Raw genomic sequence first — 16,186 nt, 5'->3', positions numbered from 1 at the left:
CACCATGAATTCTCTGGTTACACGTGGCAGTTTGTTCGATGACTTCTTCAAGGACATCGCCCCCGGCTTTTATGTGCGTCCACTGCATGGCGACGGTGTACCGACGCCCTCGCAGATCAAGGTGGATGTGAAGGAAACCGATGGCGGCTACACCGTGCAGGCCGAAGTGCCCGGTGTGCCCAAGGAGGACATTCATGTCTCGATCGACGGCAATGTGGTCAGCCTGCGCGCCGAGGTGCGCCAGCATGACCAGAAGACAGAGGGCGAGAAGGTGCTGCGTTCCGAGCGCTATTTCGGCTCGGTGGCGCGCAGTTTTCAGTTGCCCGTCGATGTGGATGCCGCGCAGGCCAAGGCCAAATACGACAACGGCGTGCTGACGCTCACGCTGCCCAAAAAGCAGGGCGGCAACGCGCAGCGGCTCTCCATCGAATAAGCGGGGGCCGGCGACTGTCTGTCGCTCGGCATGGCTGGTGCCGTGCTCAGTTGGCGATACCGTCGGCTGTGAGGCGCAGCACCCGGTCGGCGCGCGCGGCGGCGGCGTCGGAGTGCGTGACCAGCACCAGCGAAGCATCGTGTTCGCGCGTCTGCGCGAGCAGCAGGTCCATCACACGCGCGGCCGTTCCGGGGTCCAGGTTGCCGGTGGGTTCATCGGCCAGCAGCAACCCGGGGCGGTGCACCAGGGCGCGCGCAATGGCCACGCGCTGCAGTTGGCCACCGCTCAGTTGCTGGGGCAGGCGCTCGCCCAGGTCGGCCAGGCCCACGGCTGCCAGCATGTGCTGCACCCGATCGGGTTCGGTGCGGTCCAGCAGCATGAGCGGCAAGGCTACGTTCTGCGCCACGCTGAGGTGGGGCAGCACATGAAAGGCCTGAAACACAAACCCCACATGGGCGCGCCGCCACAGGGCGCGCTGCGCTTCATCCAGCGGCGCCAAGTCGGTGTCGCCATGCACGATGCGCCCCGCATCCCAGTGGTCCAGCCCCGCCAGGCAGTTGAGCAGGGTGGATTTGCCCACGCCCGAGTCGCCCACGATGGCCACAAACTCCCCCGGCTGCACCGTGAACTGCACGTTGGCAAACACCGGCGTGCCGCCGTAGTGCTTGGCCAGGGCCTCGACGTGAAGAACGCTGTTCATGGCGCGCCGTGCTCCGTGCGCTCCAGGCGGTGCAGCACGGCCTGCACCAGGCGGGCGGTGGCATCGGGCTGGTCGCAGGCAATGGTGTGGCGGTGCGGCATGCTGCGCAGCCAGGTGATCTGGCGCTTGGCCAACTGGCGGGTGGAGGCAATGCCGCGCTCGCGCAGCCCGGCCAGGTCCAGCGGTGCTTCGGGGCCGGCCGCCGTTTGGGCATCGAGAGCTTCCCAGGCCTGGCGGTAGCCCACGCAGCGCATCGACGGCAGGTCGGGGTGCAGGTCGCCGCGCGCACGCAACTGGCGCACTTCGTCCACAAAGCCTTCCGCCAGCATGGCGTCAAAGCGCCGTGCAATGCGCTCGTGCAGCCAGGCGCGGTCTTCGGGCTCCAAAGAAAAAAGGGCGGTAGCGCTTATGGAGTCTGCGCTAGTAGCTCTCTTTTTTGTAGTGTGAAAGTGGGAGATGGGTTGGCCCGAAACATGCCACACCTCCAGCGCACGCTGGATGCGCTGGCTGTCGGCGGGCGCCAGTCGTGCGGCGGTGGCGGGGTCCACGCGGGCCAGTTCAGCGTGCAGCGCGGGCCAGCCCTGGTCAAACGCCTGGGCCTCCAGCCGCGCACGCACGGCAGCGTCGGCGGGGGGCATGTCGTCAATGCCGTCAAACAGTGCCTTGAAATACAGCATGGTGCCGCCCACCAGCAGTGGCAGGGCGCCGCGCGCGCGGATCTCGGCCATTAGCCGCTCGGCATCCTGCACAAACTCGACGGCGCTGTAGGCCTGCAACGGGTCGCGGATGTCGATCAGGTGGTGCGGCACGGCGGCCAGCTCGGCGCGCGTGGGTTTGGCGGTGCCAATGTCCATGCTGCGGTACACCAGGGCCGAATCCACGCTGATGATCTCGACCGGCAGGCGCGGTGCCAGCACGGCCGCCAGCGCCAGCGCGCCGGCCGTTTTGCCTGAGGCCGTGGGCCCGGCAATGGCGATGATGGGTAGCGGTGTATTCATGCCTTGGTCGGCTCCCCGAATTTCTGCACCAGTGTCCACGCGGCAAGGGCGGCGCACACGCCCCAGAACCACACGCCCAAGGCGAGCGGCAGCACCGTGCCGTCCATGCGCTGGCCCAGCCATTGGCCCACCCCAAACGCCACCAGCATCATGACAAAGCCGTTCAGTGCGGCGGCCGTGCCGGCGGCATGCGGAAAGGGGCCCACGGCGCCGCTCTGGCTGCAGGGCATGTGGATGCCATGCGCGATCTGGTAGAGCAGAAACGGCAGGGCATAGGCCCAGCCGTTTTGTACGCCAGCCAGCGCGAATACACCCATCAGCGTGCCCCCTGTGGCGCTGAGCAGGCCCGCCAGCGCAATGCTGCGGCGCAGCCCCCAGCGCACCAGCAGGCGCCGGCACAGCACCGTGCCGGTGATGTACATCGCTGCGTTGCACGACAGCAGCAGCCCATAGGCCGTGGGGCTCCAGCCCAGCACCTGGATGAAGGTGAACGACGAGGCCGCCAGGTACGTGAACAGCCCCGCATAGGTGAAGGTCGTGGTGGCCGAGTAGGCCAAAAAGGTAGGGTGGCGCAGGATCTGCCCCCAGGTGCGCGCCAGGTGCGCAGGGCGCAGGGCCTGCGGATTGGGGCGGGCCAGGGTTTCTTCAAATCGCAGCAGGACCAGCAGCAGCGCCATGCCGCCAAAGCACGCCAGTGCCGCCATCGTGGCGCGCCAGCCCAGCTGCCCCGCCAGCAGGCCGCCCAGCGGCGGGCTCAGGCACGCAATGATGCCCAGGCCCGTGAGCGCACGCGACATGGCGTGGGCCCCTTGCACCGGGGCATACAGGTCGCGCACCACGGCGCGTGCACCCATCACGCCGGCGCCCATGGCGGCGCCCTGTACGGTGCGCCAGAAGATCAGTGACTCCATCGATTGCGCGAGGGCGCAGCCCAGTGCGGCCGCCACATAGGCGGTCAGCCCCAGGAGCAGGATGGGGCGGCGCCCCCAGCGGTCCGACAGCGGCCCCCAAACCACCTGCGAGCAGCCAAACGCCAGCAGCAAGGCCGTGAGCGTGAGTTGCGATTGCGCCATGCTGGCCAGCAGTTGTGCCTTGAGCGTGGGCAGCGCGGGCAGATAAAGATCGGTGGTGACCGGCTGCAGGCCCAGCAGCAGCGCCAGCAGGCCAATGACCAGCCAGGCTGGCATGGCCGCAGCACCCGTGTGTGCCGGGGCGTTGGAAGCGTCAGACATGCGCTGGAGGGTAGCAGATGCCGGCAGCAGTCAAAGCCTTGCCAGGCCCCGGGCACAACCCGTGTTGGAGGCCGCTCAAGACAGGCGGGACGCCGACTGCAGGGGCGTGGACGTGTCGATGGACAGCTCCCCCGCATCCGATGTGCTCACGCCGGCTGCCAGCCGCACACGCAGGGCCAGATCGGTGCGGGAATCGGCATTGTGCAGGGCTTCCTCCAGCGAAATCCGGCCTTCCGTGTACAGCGCGTACAGCGCCTGGTCAAAGGTGCACATGCCGATTTCGGTGCTGCGCCCCATGGTCTCCTTGATGCCCGAAAACTCGCCCTTGGCGATCAGATCGGCGATGTAGGGCGAGTTGAGCATCACCTCGACCGCCGGCACCAGCTTTTCGTGCAGACCCGGAATCAGCCGCTGCGACACCACGCCTGCCAGGTTCAGGCTCAGGTCCAGGAGCAACTGGTGGTGCGCGTCTTCGGGGAAGAAGTTGATGACCCGTTCCATCGCCTGGTTGGCATTGTTGGCGTGCAGCGTGGACAGGCACAGGTGGCCGGTCTCTGCGTAGGAAATGGCCTGTTTCATGGTCTGGCGGTCGCGGATCTCGCCGATCATGATCACGTCGGGCGCCTCGCGCAGCGCGTTCTTGAGCGCATCTTCATACGACAGGGTGTCGATACCCACTTCCCGCTGGTTCACCACCGAGCGCTTGTGGGCGTGCAGAAACTCCAGCGGATCCTCGATGGTGAGGATGTGCCCGGTCACGTTTTCGTTGCGGTAGTTGATCATGGAAGCCAGCGTGGTCGATTTGCCCGACCCGGTGGCCCCGGTCACCAGCACCAGCCCGCGCTTGCGCAGCACGAGCTTTTCAAGGATTGGCGGCAGGCCCAGTGCCGCCAGCGGCGGAATCTTGCTCTTGATGTAGCGCACCACCATGCCGGTCTCGCCGCGCTGCACAAACACATTCACCCGAAAGCGCCCCAGGTTTTCAGCCGAGATGGAGAGGTTCATCTCCATCTTGGCCTCGAACTCGCTGATCTGCTTTTCGTTCATCACCGAATAGGCCAGCTGCTTGACTTGCCCGGGATGCAGCGCAGGCATTTTCAGGGGGTGGGTGACGCCTTCGATCTTGAGATTGACGGGCGCGCCCACGCTGAAGAATAGGTCGGAGCCACCCTTCTCGACCATGGCGTTCAGAAAGCTGAATATTTCCACTGTGAATCCCGTGACTTGTGGCAATTTGTATCAAGCATCAAGCATAGCCTGCAAGCTGCCGCAGCCAAAAAAAAGGGGCCGAAGCCCCTTGATGCTGGTGCGCGAATGCGCGTGGGTGGCTTACACCACACCCTGTGCCAGCATGGCGTCGGCCACCTTCACAAAGCCGGCGATGTTGGCGCCGTCGATGTAGCTGATGGAGCCATCGGCGCGCTGGCCATACTTCAGGCAGGCAGCATGGATGCCTTGCATGATTTGCAGCAGGCGGGCGTCCACTTCTTCGGCGGGCCACGACAGGCGGGCAGCGTTCTGGCTCATTTCCAGGCCCGAGGTGGCCACGCCACCGGCATTCGATGCCTTGCCGGGCGCGTACAGCACGCCAGCGGCTTCAAACGCTTTGGCCGCTTCGATGGTGGAGGGCATGTTGGCGCCTTCGGCCACGCACAGCACGCCGTTTTTGATCAACGTGGCGGCATCGTCGGCGTTGAGTTCGTTTTGCGTGGCGCAAGGCAGGGCCACGTCCACGGGGATATGCCATGGCGTCTTGCCGGCCTGGAACTCGGCACCCACCAGCTGGGCGTAGTCGTTGACGCGGCCGTATTTGTGGTTCTTCACTTCCATCAGGATGGCCAGCTTTTCGGGCGTGAACCCGTCCTTGTCGTACACGGTGCCGCTGGAGTCGGAAACCGAGACGACCTTGGCACCCAGGGCCATGGCTTTTTCAACTGCATATTGCGCCACGTTGCCCGAGCCGGACACCGACACGGTCTTGCCGTCAAACGACTGGCCGCGGGTCTTGAGCATTTCCTGCGCAAAGTACACCGTGCCGTAGCCAGTGGCCTCGGGGCGGATCAGCGAGCCGCCAAACGACAGGCCCTTGCCCGTGAACACGCAGTCGGCACGGTTGCTGAGCTTCTTGTACATGCCGGCCATGTAGCCCACCTCGCGGCCGCCCACGCCGATGTCACCGGCAGGTACATCGGTGTCGGCGCCGACATGGCGGAACAGTTCCGACACAAAAGCCTGGCAAAAGCGCATGACTTCTGCGGGGCTCTTGCCCTTGGGGTCGAAGTCGGAGCCGCCCTTGCCGCCGCCCATGGGCAGCGTGGTCAGCGCGTTCTTGAAGGTTTGTTCGAACCCCAGGAACTTCAGCACCGACAGGTTCACCGAGGGGTGAAACCGCAGACCGCCTTTGTAGGGGCCAATGGCCATGCTGTGCTGGATGCGGTAGCCGCGGTTGACCTGCACGGTGCCATGGTCGTCCACCCACGACACGCGGAACATCACCACGCGCTCGGGCTCAACCAGACGCTCCAGCAGGCCGTGTTCGGCGTAGCGGGGGTGCTTTTCAATGAAGGGCCAAAGGCTTTCCATGACTTCGGTGACAGCCTGCAGAAATTCAGGTTGACCAGGGTTGCGCTGCGCGACCTGCGCAAGGAAGCTGTCTACGGAGTCGTACTTCATGGAAAGGGGCTTTCTGTGCAAAAAACGAAGAATGCGGCGTTGCAGCAACGGATTATGTCAAAAACACATGCGCTCATGCACAAACTGCGCACAGTCGTGGGGCATTTCGCGCGCCGTGCGAGTTTTTGGTGCGCTGAAGGGCTGTTTTGGTGCGCTCTGGCGGTCGGTTCTGGTGCGTTGCCATGTCATGCGCTTGTCACCGTTTCTCGCCACAGTGGTCTGCTTTCACTACGCCAAAGAGGGACGAACAACATGCACAAACAACAAGCGGCAAGAGCCGGGGTTCTGGGTCTGACACTGGCCGCGGCGCTGGCTGCGTGCGGTGGCAGCGATGATGCGCGCTACCCTACGCTCACGGGCGATCGGCCGCTGGTGATTGGCCACCGGGGCGCGTCGGGCTATCTGCCCGACCACACGCTCGAGGGCTACAAAAAGGCCATCGACATGGGCGCCGATTTCATCGAGCCCGATCTGGTGGCCACCAAGGATGGCGTGCTCGTCGCCCGCCACGAGCCCAACATCACCGGCACCACCGATGTCTCCACCCGCGCAGAATTTGCCAGCCGCAAGACCAAGAAGGTGGTCGATGGCGTGGAAGAGGAAGGCTGGTTCGCATCGGACTTCACGCTGGCCGAAATCAAGACCCTGCGCGCCATTCAGCCCCTGTCCGACCGCGACCCACAGTACAACGGCAAGTTCCAGATTCCCACGCTCGATGAGGTGCTGGACCTGGCCAAGAGCGAAGGCAGCAAGGTCGGCCGCACCGTGGGTGTGTACCCTGAAACCAAGCACCCCACTTACCATGCCAACCTGGGCCTGAAGCTCGAAGACCGCCTGCTGGCCACACTGGCCAATTATGGCTACACCACCAAGGCATCGCCTGTGATCGTGCAGTCCTTCGAGGTGTCCAACCTGAAATACCTGCGCAGCAAGACACAGATCCGCCTGGTGCAACTGGTGGATGCCGACGACGTGAAGGCCGACGGCAGCATGTCGCTCGTGGCGCCCTACGACAAGCCCTACGACTTTGCCGTGGCCGGCGACAAGCGCACCTTCGCCAGCCTGCTTACCCCCGAAGGCCTGAAAGAGGTGAAAACCTATGCCGACGGCATCGGCCCCTGGAAGCCCTACCTGATCCCTTCCAAGCAAGTGGACGCCAACAACGACGCCAAGGCCGACGACCTGAACGGCGACGGCAAGATCGACGAGCGCGACCGCGTGATGATGCCCGCCACCGCTGTGGTGCCCAATGCGCATGCGGCCGGCCTGTTCGTGCACGCCTACACCTTCCGCAGCGAGGCCAAGCGCCTGGCATCGGACTTCAAGGGCGACCCCAAGGCCGAGTACAAGCTGTTTTATGCGCTGGGGGTGGATGGCGTGTTCAGCGACTTCCCCGACACCGCCAAGGCCGCGCGGGATAACTGAAGCCCCCCGGAGGCGCTGCGCGCCATCCCCTCAAGGGGGATGCTCCCAGCGCCTGCACGTGGGACGATTGGCGGCCGCTTGCGCGGGAGCGCTGGCTTTCGGCAGCGCTTGTGCGAGCGCTGCGCGTCGCTTGATCGCTCTGTCGGCCGTTGGGGCCGTGACCTCAGGCGTCCCGAGGAGTCACTACCGCCCGCGCAAAAACAGCCCGTCCAGCTCTTTCATCGAGAGCTGCCGCCACGTCGGGCGGCCGTGGTTGCACTGGTCACTGCGCTCGGTCACTTCCATCTGCCTCAGCAGGGCGTTCATCTCGTCGAGGGTGAGTTTGCGGTTGGCGCGCACGGCGCCGTGGCAGGCCATGGTGCCCAGGATTTCATTGCGGGCGCGTTGCACCACCGTGCTGGCGTCGTGGGCAGCCAACTCGGCCAGCACGCTGCGGGCCAGTTCCACCGGGTCACCTTGTGCCAGCGTGGTGGGCACGGCGCGCACCGCCAGCGTCTTGGGGGAGAAGGGCACCACTTCGAGGCCCAGCGTGGCCAGCACCTCTGCCGATTCTTCGGCGGTGGCCACTTCTTCGGGCGTGGCCGCGAACGTGGCGGGTATCAGCAGCGGCTGGCTCGCAATGCGGGCGCCGCTGTCCACCTGGGCCTTGAGGCGTTCATAGACGATGCGCTCATGGGCGGCGTGCATGTCTACCAGCACCAGCCCCTGGGCGTTCTCAGCCAGGATGTACACGCCATGCAGTTGGGCCACCGCGCGGCCCAGGGGCCAAGCGATCTCCTGGCTATCGCGGCCCAGCGGCCAGGCGATCTCCTGGCCGTCGCGGCCCAGCGGCCAGGCAGCTCCATCGGCAGCGCTGCCGTTGCCCGGGGCAGGCATGTCCGCGGGGTGGGCGATGAATGCGGGGGGCGTCAGCGGCGTGCGCAGGGTGCCCGTCTCTGGCGCGTAGGCTGCGCCCGGCGCGTTCATCCCGGGTGCAGTCGGCCCGGTGGGCCACACCGTCTCGCTGTCTTTTCGGGGCCCCCACAGCGCTTGGAGGTCTGCTACCTGGTGGCCTCGGTCATCAAATTTAATAGCTGCTTGCGCTTGCCACATAAGGGCTTGCGCCTGTTTTTGCTTGAAATCGACGGTGGCGCTCTGCGCCGTGGCCGTTTCAGGCGTGTGCGCGGCCTCGGCGGCAGCCAGCGCGGCGACGCGGGGGGCGGCCAGCGCGTTCTCTACCGCGTGGCGCACGGCCTGGTGTACCTCGCGGCTGTCGCGAAAGCGCACCTCGATCTTGGTGGGGTGCACGTTGACGTCCACGCGTGCGGGGTCGATCTCGACATACAGCGCATACACGGGCTGCTTGTGGCCGTGCAGCACGTCTTCGTAGGCGCTGCGCGCGGCGTGCGTGAGCACCTTGTCGCGCACAAAGCGGCCGTTGACATAGCAGTATTGCTGGTCGGCGCGCGAGCGCGCCGCGTCGGGCAGGCCTGCGCGGCCGGTGACGGTGACGCGCCCCTCGGTGTGGCGCACGTCCACCGATTGCGCCACGAAGTCGTCGCCCAGCACGTCGGCCAGCCGGCGCGCCAAAGCGTCCTGCACGTTGGCATCGCCCGGCACCAGGGTGGCGCGCCACTGCTCGACCAGTTTGCCCTCGTGCCAGATGGCAAAGCCCACATCGGGCCGCGCCAGCGCGTGGCGGCGCACCGATTCGACGCAGTGGGCCAGCTCGGTGGCATCGGTTTTCAAGAACTTGCGGCGCGCCGGGGTGGAAAAGAACAGTTCTTTCACCTCCACCGTGGTGCCGGTGCCACGCGCTGTCGGACGCAGCTCGCCGCTGCGGGCGTCGAGCAGGAAGGCGCTGGTCTGGTGCGCGGGGCGCGACAACAGCGCCATCTCGGATACCGAGCCGATGGCGGCCAGCGCTTCGCCCCGAAACCCCATGGTGGCAACGGTTTCCAGGTCGTGCAGGCTGGTGATCTTGCTGGTGGCGTGGCGGCGCAGGGCAATGGGCAGTTCGTCGTGCGGAATGCCACAGCCATCGTCTTCCACCGCAATCAGGCGCACGCCACCCGCCAGCAGGCGCACGGTGATCTGCGTGGCGCCCGAGTCCAGGGCGTTGTCCACCAGCTCGCGCACCACCGAGGCGGGGCGTTCCACCACTTCGCCGGCGGCGATCTGGCTGATGAGCTCGTCGGGCAGGTCGCGGATGGGGCGGCGGGGCGGTGGGGAGTGCAGGGTGTCGTTCACCCGGGCGATTTTAGGGCGGGGCCTTGCAGGGGCATCGGGCGGGCGGCGCCGGGCGGTGGGGATAATGCGCGCTGCCTTTGTGTTGCCGGAACCCCCCATGGAATTAGTGACCTTTCTGATCGACTTCATCCTGCATGTCGACAAATACCTCGAAGCCTTTGTCACCAGCTATGGCGCCTGGGTGTATGCGCTGCTGTTTCTGATCGTGTTCGTGGAGACCGGGCTGGTGGTCATGCCTTTTTTGCCGGGCGACTCGCTGCTGTTCATCGTGGGTGCGCTGTGCGGTGCCGGGCTGCTGAATTTTCCGCTGGCCTGCACGCTGCTGGTGGTGGCGGCCATTTTGGGCGACCAGTGCAACTACTCCATCGGGCGCTATTTCGGCCCCAAGGTTTTTCAGTGGGAGGATTCGCGCTGGTTTAACCGCCGGGCGTTTCAGCAGGCGCATGATTTTTACGAGCGCTATGGCGGCATCACGATCGTGATCGCGCGCTTCATGCCCTTCATTCGCACCTTCGCGCCCTTTGTGGCCGGCGTGGCCGAGATGTCGCGCGGCAAGTTCACCGCCTTCAACGTGGGCGGAGCCCTGCTGTGGGTGCTGGGAATCTGCTCTGCCGGCTACTTTTTTGGCAACTTTGCCTGGGTGAAAGAAAACCTGGACAAGATCATTTGGGCCATGATTTTCATACCCGGACTGATCGCTATTTTTGGCGCCTGGCGAGCTGGCCGCAAGGCCACCGTGGCCTGACTGCCCCACAAAAAAAGAGTGCCTGGCGCGGAATCAACCCGTGCCAGGCACTCTTTTGACAGGACTGGATTAACGGCGTGGCTTGCGTTGATCGCGGTCTTCGCCGAGTTCGTGGCCGATGAGGGCGCCGGCTGCGGCACCCCCCACGGTGCCCAGCGTGCCGCCCAGCACGGCGTTTCCGGCAACTCCCCCGACCACGGCGCCTACGCCGGTGCCGATCTGGGTGTTGGTGGGATTGGAGGCGCATCCACCCAGGGCAAGGGCGGCGGCACAAAAGGTGGAGGCAAGGACAAGACGGGTATTCATGGAGGGGTTCCTTTTAAGATGGGTGGCCAAGCCGGGACTGGAGGTGCAGTCAGGGCCGCCACAAGGGCATGGGCCCACTATCGCGCCCTGCTCGCGGCTGCGGTGTAGGAGCCTCCGGCCAGAGCGTGTAGGACAAGGCATGCGTGGGGTGGCCACATTGCCCAGCCCATGGCCGCCTGCGGCCTGCAGCCTGCAGCCTGCAGCCTGCAGCCCGTGTGTCGGCGGCTCGGGCCCCCGGGCCCGGTCAGCCCGCAACCAGGCAGATGGTGACCAGCAGCGAGGCGTCTTGTACCGCCGTCAGTGCGTGCAGTGCCCGTGGCTGCAGGTGCACCAGATCGCCCGCGCGCAGCAAATGCGTGGCGCCGCCAGACTGAAAATGCACCGTGCCTTCCAGGCATTGCACGGTGATCTCACCGGGGGTCTGGTGCTCGCGCATGCTCTTGCCGGCGGGCAGCACCACGCGCATGACTTCGAGCTGGCCCGCCTTGAGGATGGCGCTGGAGGTGGCCTGTGCCAGCCGGTCACCCAGCGGAAGGACACTGACGACCTGGCCAGAAGGGGTGTGGGTAAGTGCCATGGGGGTGTCTCCTGTTCAGCGGGGTGAAGTGGCCGAAATTACATTGCAAAAACGCCCTTACACCGACCGGCTGCGGGCGAGCGGCGGGTTTTTGGCGAAATACCGCGAGATGCCGCGCATCAGTGCATCTGCCAGCTGCACCTGGTAGGCGTTGCTGCGCAGGCGCGCTTCTTCTTCGGGGTTGCTGATGAAGGCGGTTTCCACCAGCACGCTGGGAATGTCGGGGGCCTTGAGCACGGCAAACCCGGCCTGTTCCACCCGGGGCTTGTGCAGCTTGCCCACGTTGCCGATCTCGCCCAGCAGCACCGTGCCCAGGCGCAGGCTGTCGTTGATCTGCGCCGTGGTGCTCATGTCGAGGAGGGCGCGTTGCACATGCCGGTCTCTGGACTGCACGTTGAGCCCCCCCACCAGGTCGGCCTGGTTCTCCTTGTTCGCCAGCCAGCGCGCCGCAGTGCTGGAGGCACCGCCCTGGCTCAGCGCAAACACGCTGGCGCCGCGTGCGGCGGGCGTGGTGAATGCGTCGGCATGGATGCTGACAAACAGGTCGGCCTGCACGCGCCGCGCCTTCTCGACACGGGTGCCCAAGGGCACGAAATAGTCACCGTCGCGCGTGAGGTAGGCGCGCATGGGGTTGCCGCCCACGGTGGTGGCGTTGATGCGGTCGCGCAGCAGGTGGGCCACGCGCAGCACCACGTCTTTTTCGCGGGTGCCCGCCGGGCCGATGGCGCCAGGGTCTTCGCCACCATGGCCAGGGTCCAGCGCCACGATGATGATGCGGTCGGTCTGCGTGGCGCTGGCACGGGTGCTGGCAGTGCCGCGCGCGCTGGCCTGCGCCGGGGCTGCGGCAGTGGCCACCGCCACTGGGGCAGCAGGGGGCGGTGCCTCGGGCGGCAGCGCACGCGTGGCGCGCTGGGCCATCAGCTCGCCCAGCGGGTCGGGCTCGGCGGGGGCTGTGGCTGTGGCGGGCTGCGGTGCGCGGGAGCGGGGGACGACGGGCGTTGCAGGCTCTTTGGATGCGGTGGGGGACGTTGCTGCAGAGGGCGCATCCCGCAGGCGCTCGGCAATCAGGGCTTCCAGCGGGTCCACGGGTTCTGCGGGGTACAGGTCCACCACCAGCCGGTGGCGGTAGGCGGCCACGGGCGGGAGCGTAAACACCTGGGGCAGCGCAGCCTGCTTGAGATCAATCACCAGACGCACCACCCCCGGCGTGTTCTGGCCCGCGCGGATGCCGGCAATGTTGGGGTCGTCGGGGTTGACCTTGGCCACCAGCTCGCGCAGTTCGGGGCTCAGGTCGATGCCTTCAATGTCCAGCGCCAGGCGGGGCGGGGTGGTAACGAAAAACTGCTTGGTGGTGAGTTGACCGTCGGATTCGATGGTGACGCGCGAATACTCGGGCGCCGGCCACACGCGCACCGCCAAAATGGTGGCGCCCCGCGCAATTTGCTGTGTGCCCAGCAGCAGCACCAGGCTGCCAGCCTGCAGCAGCGTGCGGCGCGACGGGGCGGACGGCAGGGAGGGGTGCAGCGGGCCGGGGTCGGGTGTCATGCGTTCATTCCTTGCAGCAGGCTGCGGCCCAGGGGCGTGTGGGCCAGCAGCGTGACCTTCCTGTCGGTTTCGTCAGTTGCTTCAATGTATATAGCAAGGTCGGCAAGCGGAGTAAGCGCCGCAGCCTTTTCTGGCCATTCTGCCACCTTGAGGCCCGGGCTGGCAAAAATGTCCCTGAAACCAGCGTCTTCCCATTCGCGCGGGTCGTCAAAGCGGTAGAAGTCGAAGTGCCACACCGTCGTGGCGTGAGGGGCGAGCCCCGGCGCCTCGTGTGGCTCAACCACGGCATAGGTGGGGCTTTTGATGCGGCCCTGCACGCCCAGCGCGCGCAGCAGGTGGCGCACCAGCGTGGTCTTGCCGGCCCCCAGATCGCCATGCAGCGTGAGGAAGGCATTGGCCAGCAAGGGCTGCGCGGCCAGCGTGCGGGCCCATGCCGCCGTGTCGTCTTCGCTGCGCCAGTTCAGCACGCGCGCGCCGTCGGCAGGGGCTTGTGGGGCGGAGGTTTCTACAATCCGGCCGATATGTGGTGCAACAGTCAACTCGTTCCTCAAGTGCGGGAGTGGGCCCGTGAGCTGGGATTTTCCCAAATTGGCGTGGCGGGCGTGGATTTGTCTGCGTCCGAGCCCGGATTGATGCAGTGGCTGGCGCAAGGGTTCCATGGCGACATGCATTACATGGCTGCGCATGGCCTCAAGCGCGCCCGCCCGGCCGAGCTGGTGCCAGGCACCGTGAGCGTGATCACCGCGCGCATGGACTACCTGCCGCGCGACATGTCCATGCAGGCGCATGGCGGCTGGCAGGCCGTGGAGTTTGCCCGCCTCGCGCGCCCGCAAGAAGGCATTGTGTCGGTGTATGCCCGGGGGCGCGACTACCACAAGGTGCTGCGTGCGCGCCTGCAAAAGCTGAGCGACCGCATTGGCGAGGCCATTGGCCCTTTTGGTCACCGCGTTTTCACCGATTCGGCGCCGGTGCTGGAGGCCGAACTCGCCGCACGCAGCGGCCAGGGCTGGCGCGGCAAGCACACGCTGGTGCTCAACCGAGAAGCGGGCTCGATGTATTTTTTGGGCGAGATTTACGTGGACATGGCGCTGCAGCCCAGCGAGCCCGTCACTGCGCACTGCGGCAGCTGCAGCGCCTGCATCGACGTGTGCCCCACGCAGGCCATCATTGCGCCGCACCGGCTGGACGCGCGGCGCTGTATCTCGTACCTCACCATCGAGCACGCGGGGCCAATACCGGTAGAGCTGCGCCCGCTGCTGGCCAACCGCATCTATGGCTGTGACGACTGCCAGCTGATCTGCCCCTGGAACAAGTTTGCGCAGGTCAGCCGCCTGCCGGATTTTGACGAGCGCAAGGGCCTGGCGGGCCAGCAGCTGGTGCATCTGTTTGCCTGGGACGAGGCCACCTTCTTGCGCATGACCGAGGGCGGTCCAATCCGCCGCATTGGCCACGAGCGCTGGCTGCGCAACGTGGCCGTGGCGCTGGGCAACGCGCTGCGTGCCACGGGTGACGGGGCCGTGCGCGCGGCGCTGCAGTCACGGGCGCAAGACCCCAGCGAACTGGTGCGCGAACATGTGGCGTGGGCGCTTGATTTTGAGTGAAAAGTGCCTATAGCCCTTTATGGATAAGCGCTAGCAGCTATAAAAACAGGAGTTATCAGCCCTTTGCCAGCAGCCCTGTGGTTTTGAGCGTGACCACCAGCCCCTGCACAAACTGCGCATAGCCCGCCGCATTGGCATGCACGCTGTCGGTGCGCAGGTGCTCGCTGGCCAGCACATCAGCCCAGCCTTTGCTGTGCAGCGGAATCTTCAGTGCGCTGGCAATCTCTTCGTACATGGCGTGATCGCTCAACCGGCCTGCCGCCGCCATCAGCGACAGCTCGGGCACGGCCACCAGCAGCACCTGCGCGCCACTGGCGCGGGCCTGCTCGCAGATCTGGCGCACGTGGGTGCGTGTGACCGATGCGCTCTGGCGGCGCAAAAAATCGTTGCCGCCAATGCTCACGATCACCAGCGCGGGGCTGTGCGTTTGCAGCAGCGCGGGCAGTCGCTCCAGCGCCTGTGCTGCGGTGTCGCCTGAGACGCCGCCATTGATGACTTTCCAGCCTGTCAGGCGCTGCAGCACGGCGGGGTAAGCGGCGTCGGGTGATGCGCCCACGCCCGAGGTCAGCGAATCGCCCAGGGCCAGCACCGTGGCCCCGGGCGCAATGGGCTGGGCGCGCGGCGCTTTGCGGCCACAGGCGGCAAGCGGTGCCAGCAGCGCGCTCACCAGGCCGGCCGCCAGCACGCGCCGGCGCGAGGGGCGCGAAGTGTGCGAGGGGCGGGAGAGGCCGTACGCTTCGGGTGGGAGTGGTTGAGTCTTCATCGCAAAAACCCCAGCGCAAAAGGCAGGCTGACGACGCCCAGCAGCGTGGACAGTGTCACCAGCCCCGCCACATACGGCCCGTTGTAGCCCATGCGCGCCGCCAGCACATAGCAGGTGGAGGCCGTGGGCAAGGCCGAGAACGCCAGCAGCACAGTGGTCTGCACCGGGTTGAGTGCAAACAGCTGCGCCATGGCAAATGCGATGAGCGGCTGCGCCAGGTGGCGAATGGCCAGCACGGCGGTGCTGAGCGTTTTGCTGCGCGTGAGCAGGCCGAACTGCATGCCCGCGCCCGCTGCCATCAGGCCCAGCGCCAGCGAGGCCGCGCTGATGCGGCCCACGGTGGGCTCCAGCCAGTCGGGAATGCGAAAGCCCAGCAGGTTGGCCGCCAGCCCCGAGGCGGTGGCAATGATGAGGGGGTTGCGCAGCAGTTCGCGTGCAAAGCCATGCTGGCCGTGGCGCGCCATGGGCCACACCGCGGCCACGTTGAACAAAGGAACGCACACGCCGATCAGCACGGCAATCATCAGAAGGCCTTGCGCGCCGGCCAGTCGCTCGGCCAGCGCCAGACCGATGAAGGAGTTGAAGCGAAACGCCACCTGCGCGCTGGCTGCGTGGTCGCGGGCGTCGATGCGCTTGCCCAGCCACGGCCAGTGCGGCAGGCTGTAGGCCAGCGCAATGCCCGCCAGGCCCGACAGCAGGCCCGCGCCGATCAGGCCCGAGGCGGCACCAATGTCCACCGGGCTTCTCACGATGGACTGGAACAGCAGCACGGGAAACAGCAGGTAGTACACGAGGCTCTCCACGGGCTGCCACACGGAGCGGTTGAGTGCGGTGTATCGGCAGACCAGGTAGCCGAAAAGGATGAGGGTGAAGTCGGGAAGGAGAAGCTGGGCGTAATTCACGGAGCCGAGAATACCCGAGGGGCGTTTGTGTGCGGGTTGGACCCTATGGGGAGAATC

16 protein-coding genes are annotated in these 16,186 nt (G+C 66.2%); 4 read left to right on the top strand and 12 right to left on the bottom strand.

Annotated elements, in window-relative coordinates; all coding sequences use genetic code 11:
- Positions 1-4: 4 nt before the first annotated feature.
- Entirely contained in the window at positions 5-433 is a 429-nt protein-coding gene (locus B7Y64_RS04825; RefSeq protein WP_024814496.1) for an Hsp20/alpha crystallin family protein, read from the top strand.
- Between the two features lie 46 nt (positions 434-479).
- Here B7Y64_RS04825 and B7Y64_RS04820 read toward each other — a convergent pair whose 3' ends face one another.
- The 5 genes from B7Y64_RS04820 to gdhA all read right to left on the bottom strand — a co-directional run bounded on the left by B7Y64_RS04820 (position 480) and on the right by gdhA (position 6,036).
- Positions 480-1,133, bottom strand: coding sequence for an ABC transporter ATP-binding protein (locus tag B7Y64_RS04820; protein ID WP_291328456.1), 654 nt, complete (start codon positions 1,131-1,133; stop codon positions 480-482).
- On the bottom strand, positions 1,130-2,131 hold the full coding sequence (gene miaA, locus B7Y64_RS04815; protein ID WP_291325426.1) for a tRNA (adenosine(37)-N6)-dimethylallyltransferase MiaA: 1,002 nt from the start codon (positions 2,129-2,131) through the stop codon (positions 1,130-1,132). Before miaA ends, B7Y64_RS04820 begins: the two co-directional genes overlap by 4 nt.
- Positions 2,128-3,363 carry a multidrug effflux MFS transporter gene (locus B7Y64_RS04810; protein WP_291325424.1) on the bottom strand — a complete coding sequence of 412 codons (1,236 nt, stop codon included), beginning with the start codon at positions 3,361-3,363 and terminating at the stop codon, positions 2,128-2,130. The genes miaA and B7Y64_RS04810 overlap by 4 nt, the downstream gene beginning before the upstream one ends.
- 75 nt (positions 3,364-3,438) lie before the next feature.
- Positions 3,439-4,572 carry a PilT/PilU family type 4a pilus ATPase gene (locus B7Y64_RS04805; RefSeq protein WP_291325422.1) on the bottom strand — a complete coding sequence of 378 codons (1,134 nt, stop codon included), beginning with the start codon at positions 4,570-4,572 and terminating at the stop codon, positions 3,439-3,441.
- A 120-nt stretch (positions 4,573-4,692) separates the two neighbouring features.
- Positions 4,693-6,036, bottom strand: coding sequence for an NADP-specific glutamate dehydrogenase (gene gdhA, locus B7Y64_RS04800; protein ID WP_291328454.1), 1,344 nt, complete (start codon positions 6,034-6,036; stop codon positions 4,693-4,695).
- A gap of 252 nt (positions 6,037-6,288) precedes the next feature.
- Here gdhA and B7Y64_RS04795 point away from each other — a divergent pair, with 252 nt between their 5' ends.
- On the top strand, positions 6,289-7,461 hold the full coding sequence (locus B7Y64_RS04795) for a glycerophosphodiester phosphodiesterase (protein ID WP_291328452.1): 1,173 nt from the start codon (positions 6,289-6,291) through the stop codon (positions 7,459-7,461).
- 183 nt (positions 7,462-7,644) lie between these two features.
- On the opposite strand, the gene mutL is transcribed toward B7Y64_RS04795, so the two are convergent.
- Positions 7,645-9,690, bottom strand: a complete 2,046-nt coding sequence (gene mutL, locus B7Y64_RS04790) for a DNA mismatch repair endonuclease MutL (protein WP_291325661.1) — start codon at positions 9,688-9,690, stop codon at positions 7,645-7,647.
- 97 nt (positions 9,691-9,787) lie between these two features.
- Between mutL and B7Y64_RS04785 the strand changes: the two genes are divergently transcribed.
- Positions 9,788-10,435, top strand: coding sequence for a DedA family protein (locus B7Y64_RS04785; protein ID WP_024814504.1), 648 nt, complete (start codon positions 9,788-9,790; stop codon positions 10,433-10,435).
- Between the two features lie 69 nt (positions 10,436-10,504).
- Here the strand turns inward: B7Y64_RS04785 and B7Y64_RS04780 are convergent, their stop codons facing one another.
- The 4 genes from B7Y64_RS04780 to tsaE all read right to left on the bottom strand — a co-directional run bounded on the left by B7Y64_RS04780 (position 10,505) and on the right by tsaE (position 13,375).
- Positions 10,505-10,741: a glycine zipper 2TM domain-containing protein gene (locus B7Y64_RS04780; protein ID WP_024814505.1), complete on the bottom strand. Its 237-nt coding sequence runs from the start codon at positions 10,739-10,741 to the stop codon at positions 10,505-10,507.
- A 244-nt stretch (positions 10,742-10,985) separates the two neighbouring features.
- The gene (locus B7Y64_RS04775) at positions 10,986-11,318 is read right to left on the bottom strand and encodes a cupin domain-containing protein (protein ID WP_024814506.1); all 333 of its coding nucleotides are present in this window, start codon (positions 11,316-11,318) and stop codon (positions 10,986-10,988) included.
- Positions 11,319-11,375: 57 nt separating this feature from the next.
- The gene (locus B7Y64_RS04770) at positions 11,376-12,863 is read right to left on the bottom strand and encodes an N-acetylmuramoyl-L-alanine amidase (protein ID WP_291325660.1); all 1,488 of its coding nucleotides are present in this window, start codon (positions 12,861-12,863) and stop codon (positions 11,376-11,378) included.
- A complete protein-coding gene (gene tsaE, locus B7Y64_RS04765; RefSeq protein ID WP_236637200.1) occupies positions 12,860-13,375 on the bottom strand; it encodes a tRNA (adenosine(37)-N6)-threonylcarbamoyltransferase complex ATPase subunit type 1 TsaE in 516 nt (171 codons plus the stop codon). Before tsaE ends, B7Y64_RS04770 begins: the two co-directional genes overlap by 4 nt.
- 9 nt (positions 13,376-13,384) lie before the next feature.
- Here tsaE and queG point away from each other — a divergent pair, with 9 nt between their 5' ends.
- On the top strand, positions 13,385-14,464 hold the full coding sequence (queG, locus tag B7Y64_RS04760; RefSeq protein ID WP_291328450.1) for a tRNA epoxyqueuosine(34) reductase QueG: 1,080 nt from the start codon (positions 13,385-13,387) through the stop codon (positions 14,462-14,464).
- 55 nt (positions 14,465-14,519) lie between these two features.
- Here queG and B7Y64_RS04755 read toward each other — a convergent pair whose 3' ends face one another.
- The gene (locus B7Y64_RS04755; RefSeq protein WP_291325659.1) at positions 14,520-15,227 is read right to left on the bottom strand and encodes a GDSL-type esterase/lipase family protein; all 708 of its coding nucleotides are present in this window, start codon (positions 15,225-15,227) and stop codon (positions 14,520-14,522) included.
- On the bottom strand, positions 15,224-16,129 hold the full coding sequence (locus tag B7Y64_RS04750; protein ID WP_291325658.1) for an AEC family transporter: 906 nt from the start codon (positions 16,127-16,129) through the stop codon (positions 15,224-15,226). Before B7Y64_RS04750 ends, B7Y64_RS04755 begins: the two co-directional genes overlap by 4 nt.
- Positions 16,130-16,186: the final 57 nt, after the last annotated feature.

Origin of the sequence: Acidovorax sp. 35-64-16, assembly GCF_002281195.1 — a bacterium.
Taxonomy (GTDB): Bacteria; Pseudomonadota; Gammaproteobacteria; order Burkholderiales; family Burkholderiaceae_C; genus Acidovorax; species Acidovorax defluvii.
The sequence above is the reverse complement of the archived record's forward strand: the minus strand, read 5'-3'. Positions and strand labels throughout refer to the sequence as shown.

Bases quoted from the DNA above. Each gene is read 5' to 3' on its own strand.
- B7Y64_RS04825 (WP_024814496.1), top strand. From the start codon at position 5: ATGAATTCTCTGGTTACACGTGGCAGTTTGTTCGATGACTTCTTCAAG.
- B7Y64_RS04820 (WP_291328456.1), bottom strand. From the start codon at position 1,133: ATGAACAGCGTTCTTCACGTCGAGGCCCTGGCCAAGCACTACGGCGGC.
- miaA (WP_291325426.1), bottom strand. From the start codon at position 2,131: ATGAATACACCGCTACCCATCATCGCCATTGCCGGGCCCACGGCCTCA.
- B7Y64_RS04810 (WP_291325424.1), bottom strand. From the start codon at position 3,363: ATGTCTGACGCTTCCAACGCCCCGGCACACACGGGTGCTGCGGCCATG.
- gdhA (WP_291328454.1), bottom strand. From the start codon at position 6,036: ATGAAGTACGACTCCGTAGACAGCTTCCTTGCGCAGGTCGCGCAGCGC.
- B7Y64_RS04795 (WP_291328452.1), top strand. From the start codon at position 6,289: ATGCACAAACAACAAGCGGCAAGAGCCGGGGTTCTGGGTCTGACACTG.
- B7Y64_RS04785 (WP_024814504.1), top strand. From the start codon at position 9,788: ATGGAATTAGTGACCTTTCTGATCGACTTCATCCTGCATGTCGACAAA.
- B7Y64_RS04780 (WP_024814505.1), bottom strand. From the start codon at position 10,741: ATGAATACCCGTCTTGTCCTTGCCTCCACCTTTTGTGCCGCCGCCCTT.
- B7Y64_RS04775 (WP_024814506.1), bottom strand. From the start codon at position 11,318: ATGGCACTTACCCACACCCCTTCTGGCCAGGTCGTCAGTGTCCTTCCG.
- B7Y64_RS04770 (WP_291325660.1), bottom strand. From the start codon at position 12,863: ATGACACCCGACCCCGGCCCGCTGCACCCCTCCCTGCCGTCCGCCCCG.
- queG (WP_291328450.1), top strand. From the start codon at position 13,385: ATGTGGTGCAACAGTCAACTCGTTCCTCAAGTGCGGGAGTGGGCCCGT.
- B7Y64_RS04755 (WP_291325659.1), bottom strand. From the start codon at position 15,227: ATGAAGACTCAACCACTCCCACCCGAAGCGTACGGCCTCTCCCGCCCC.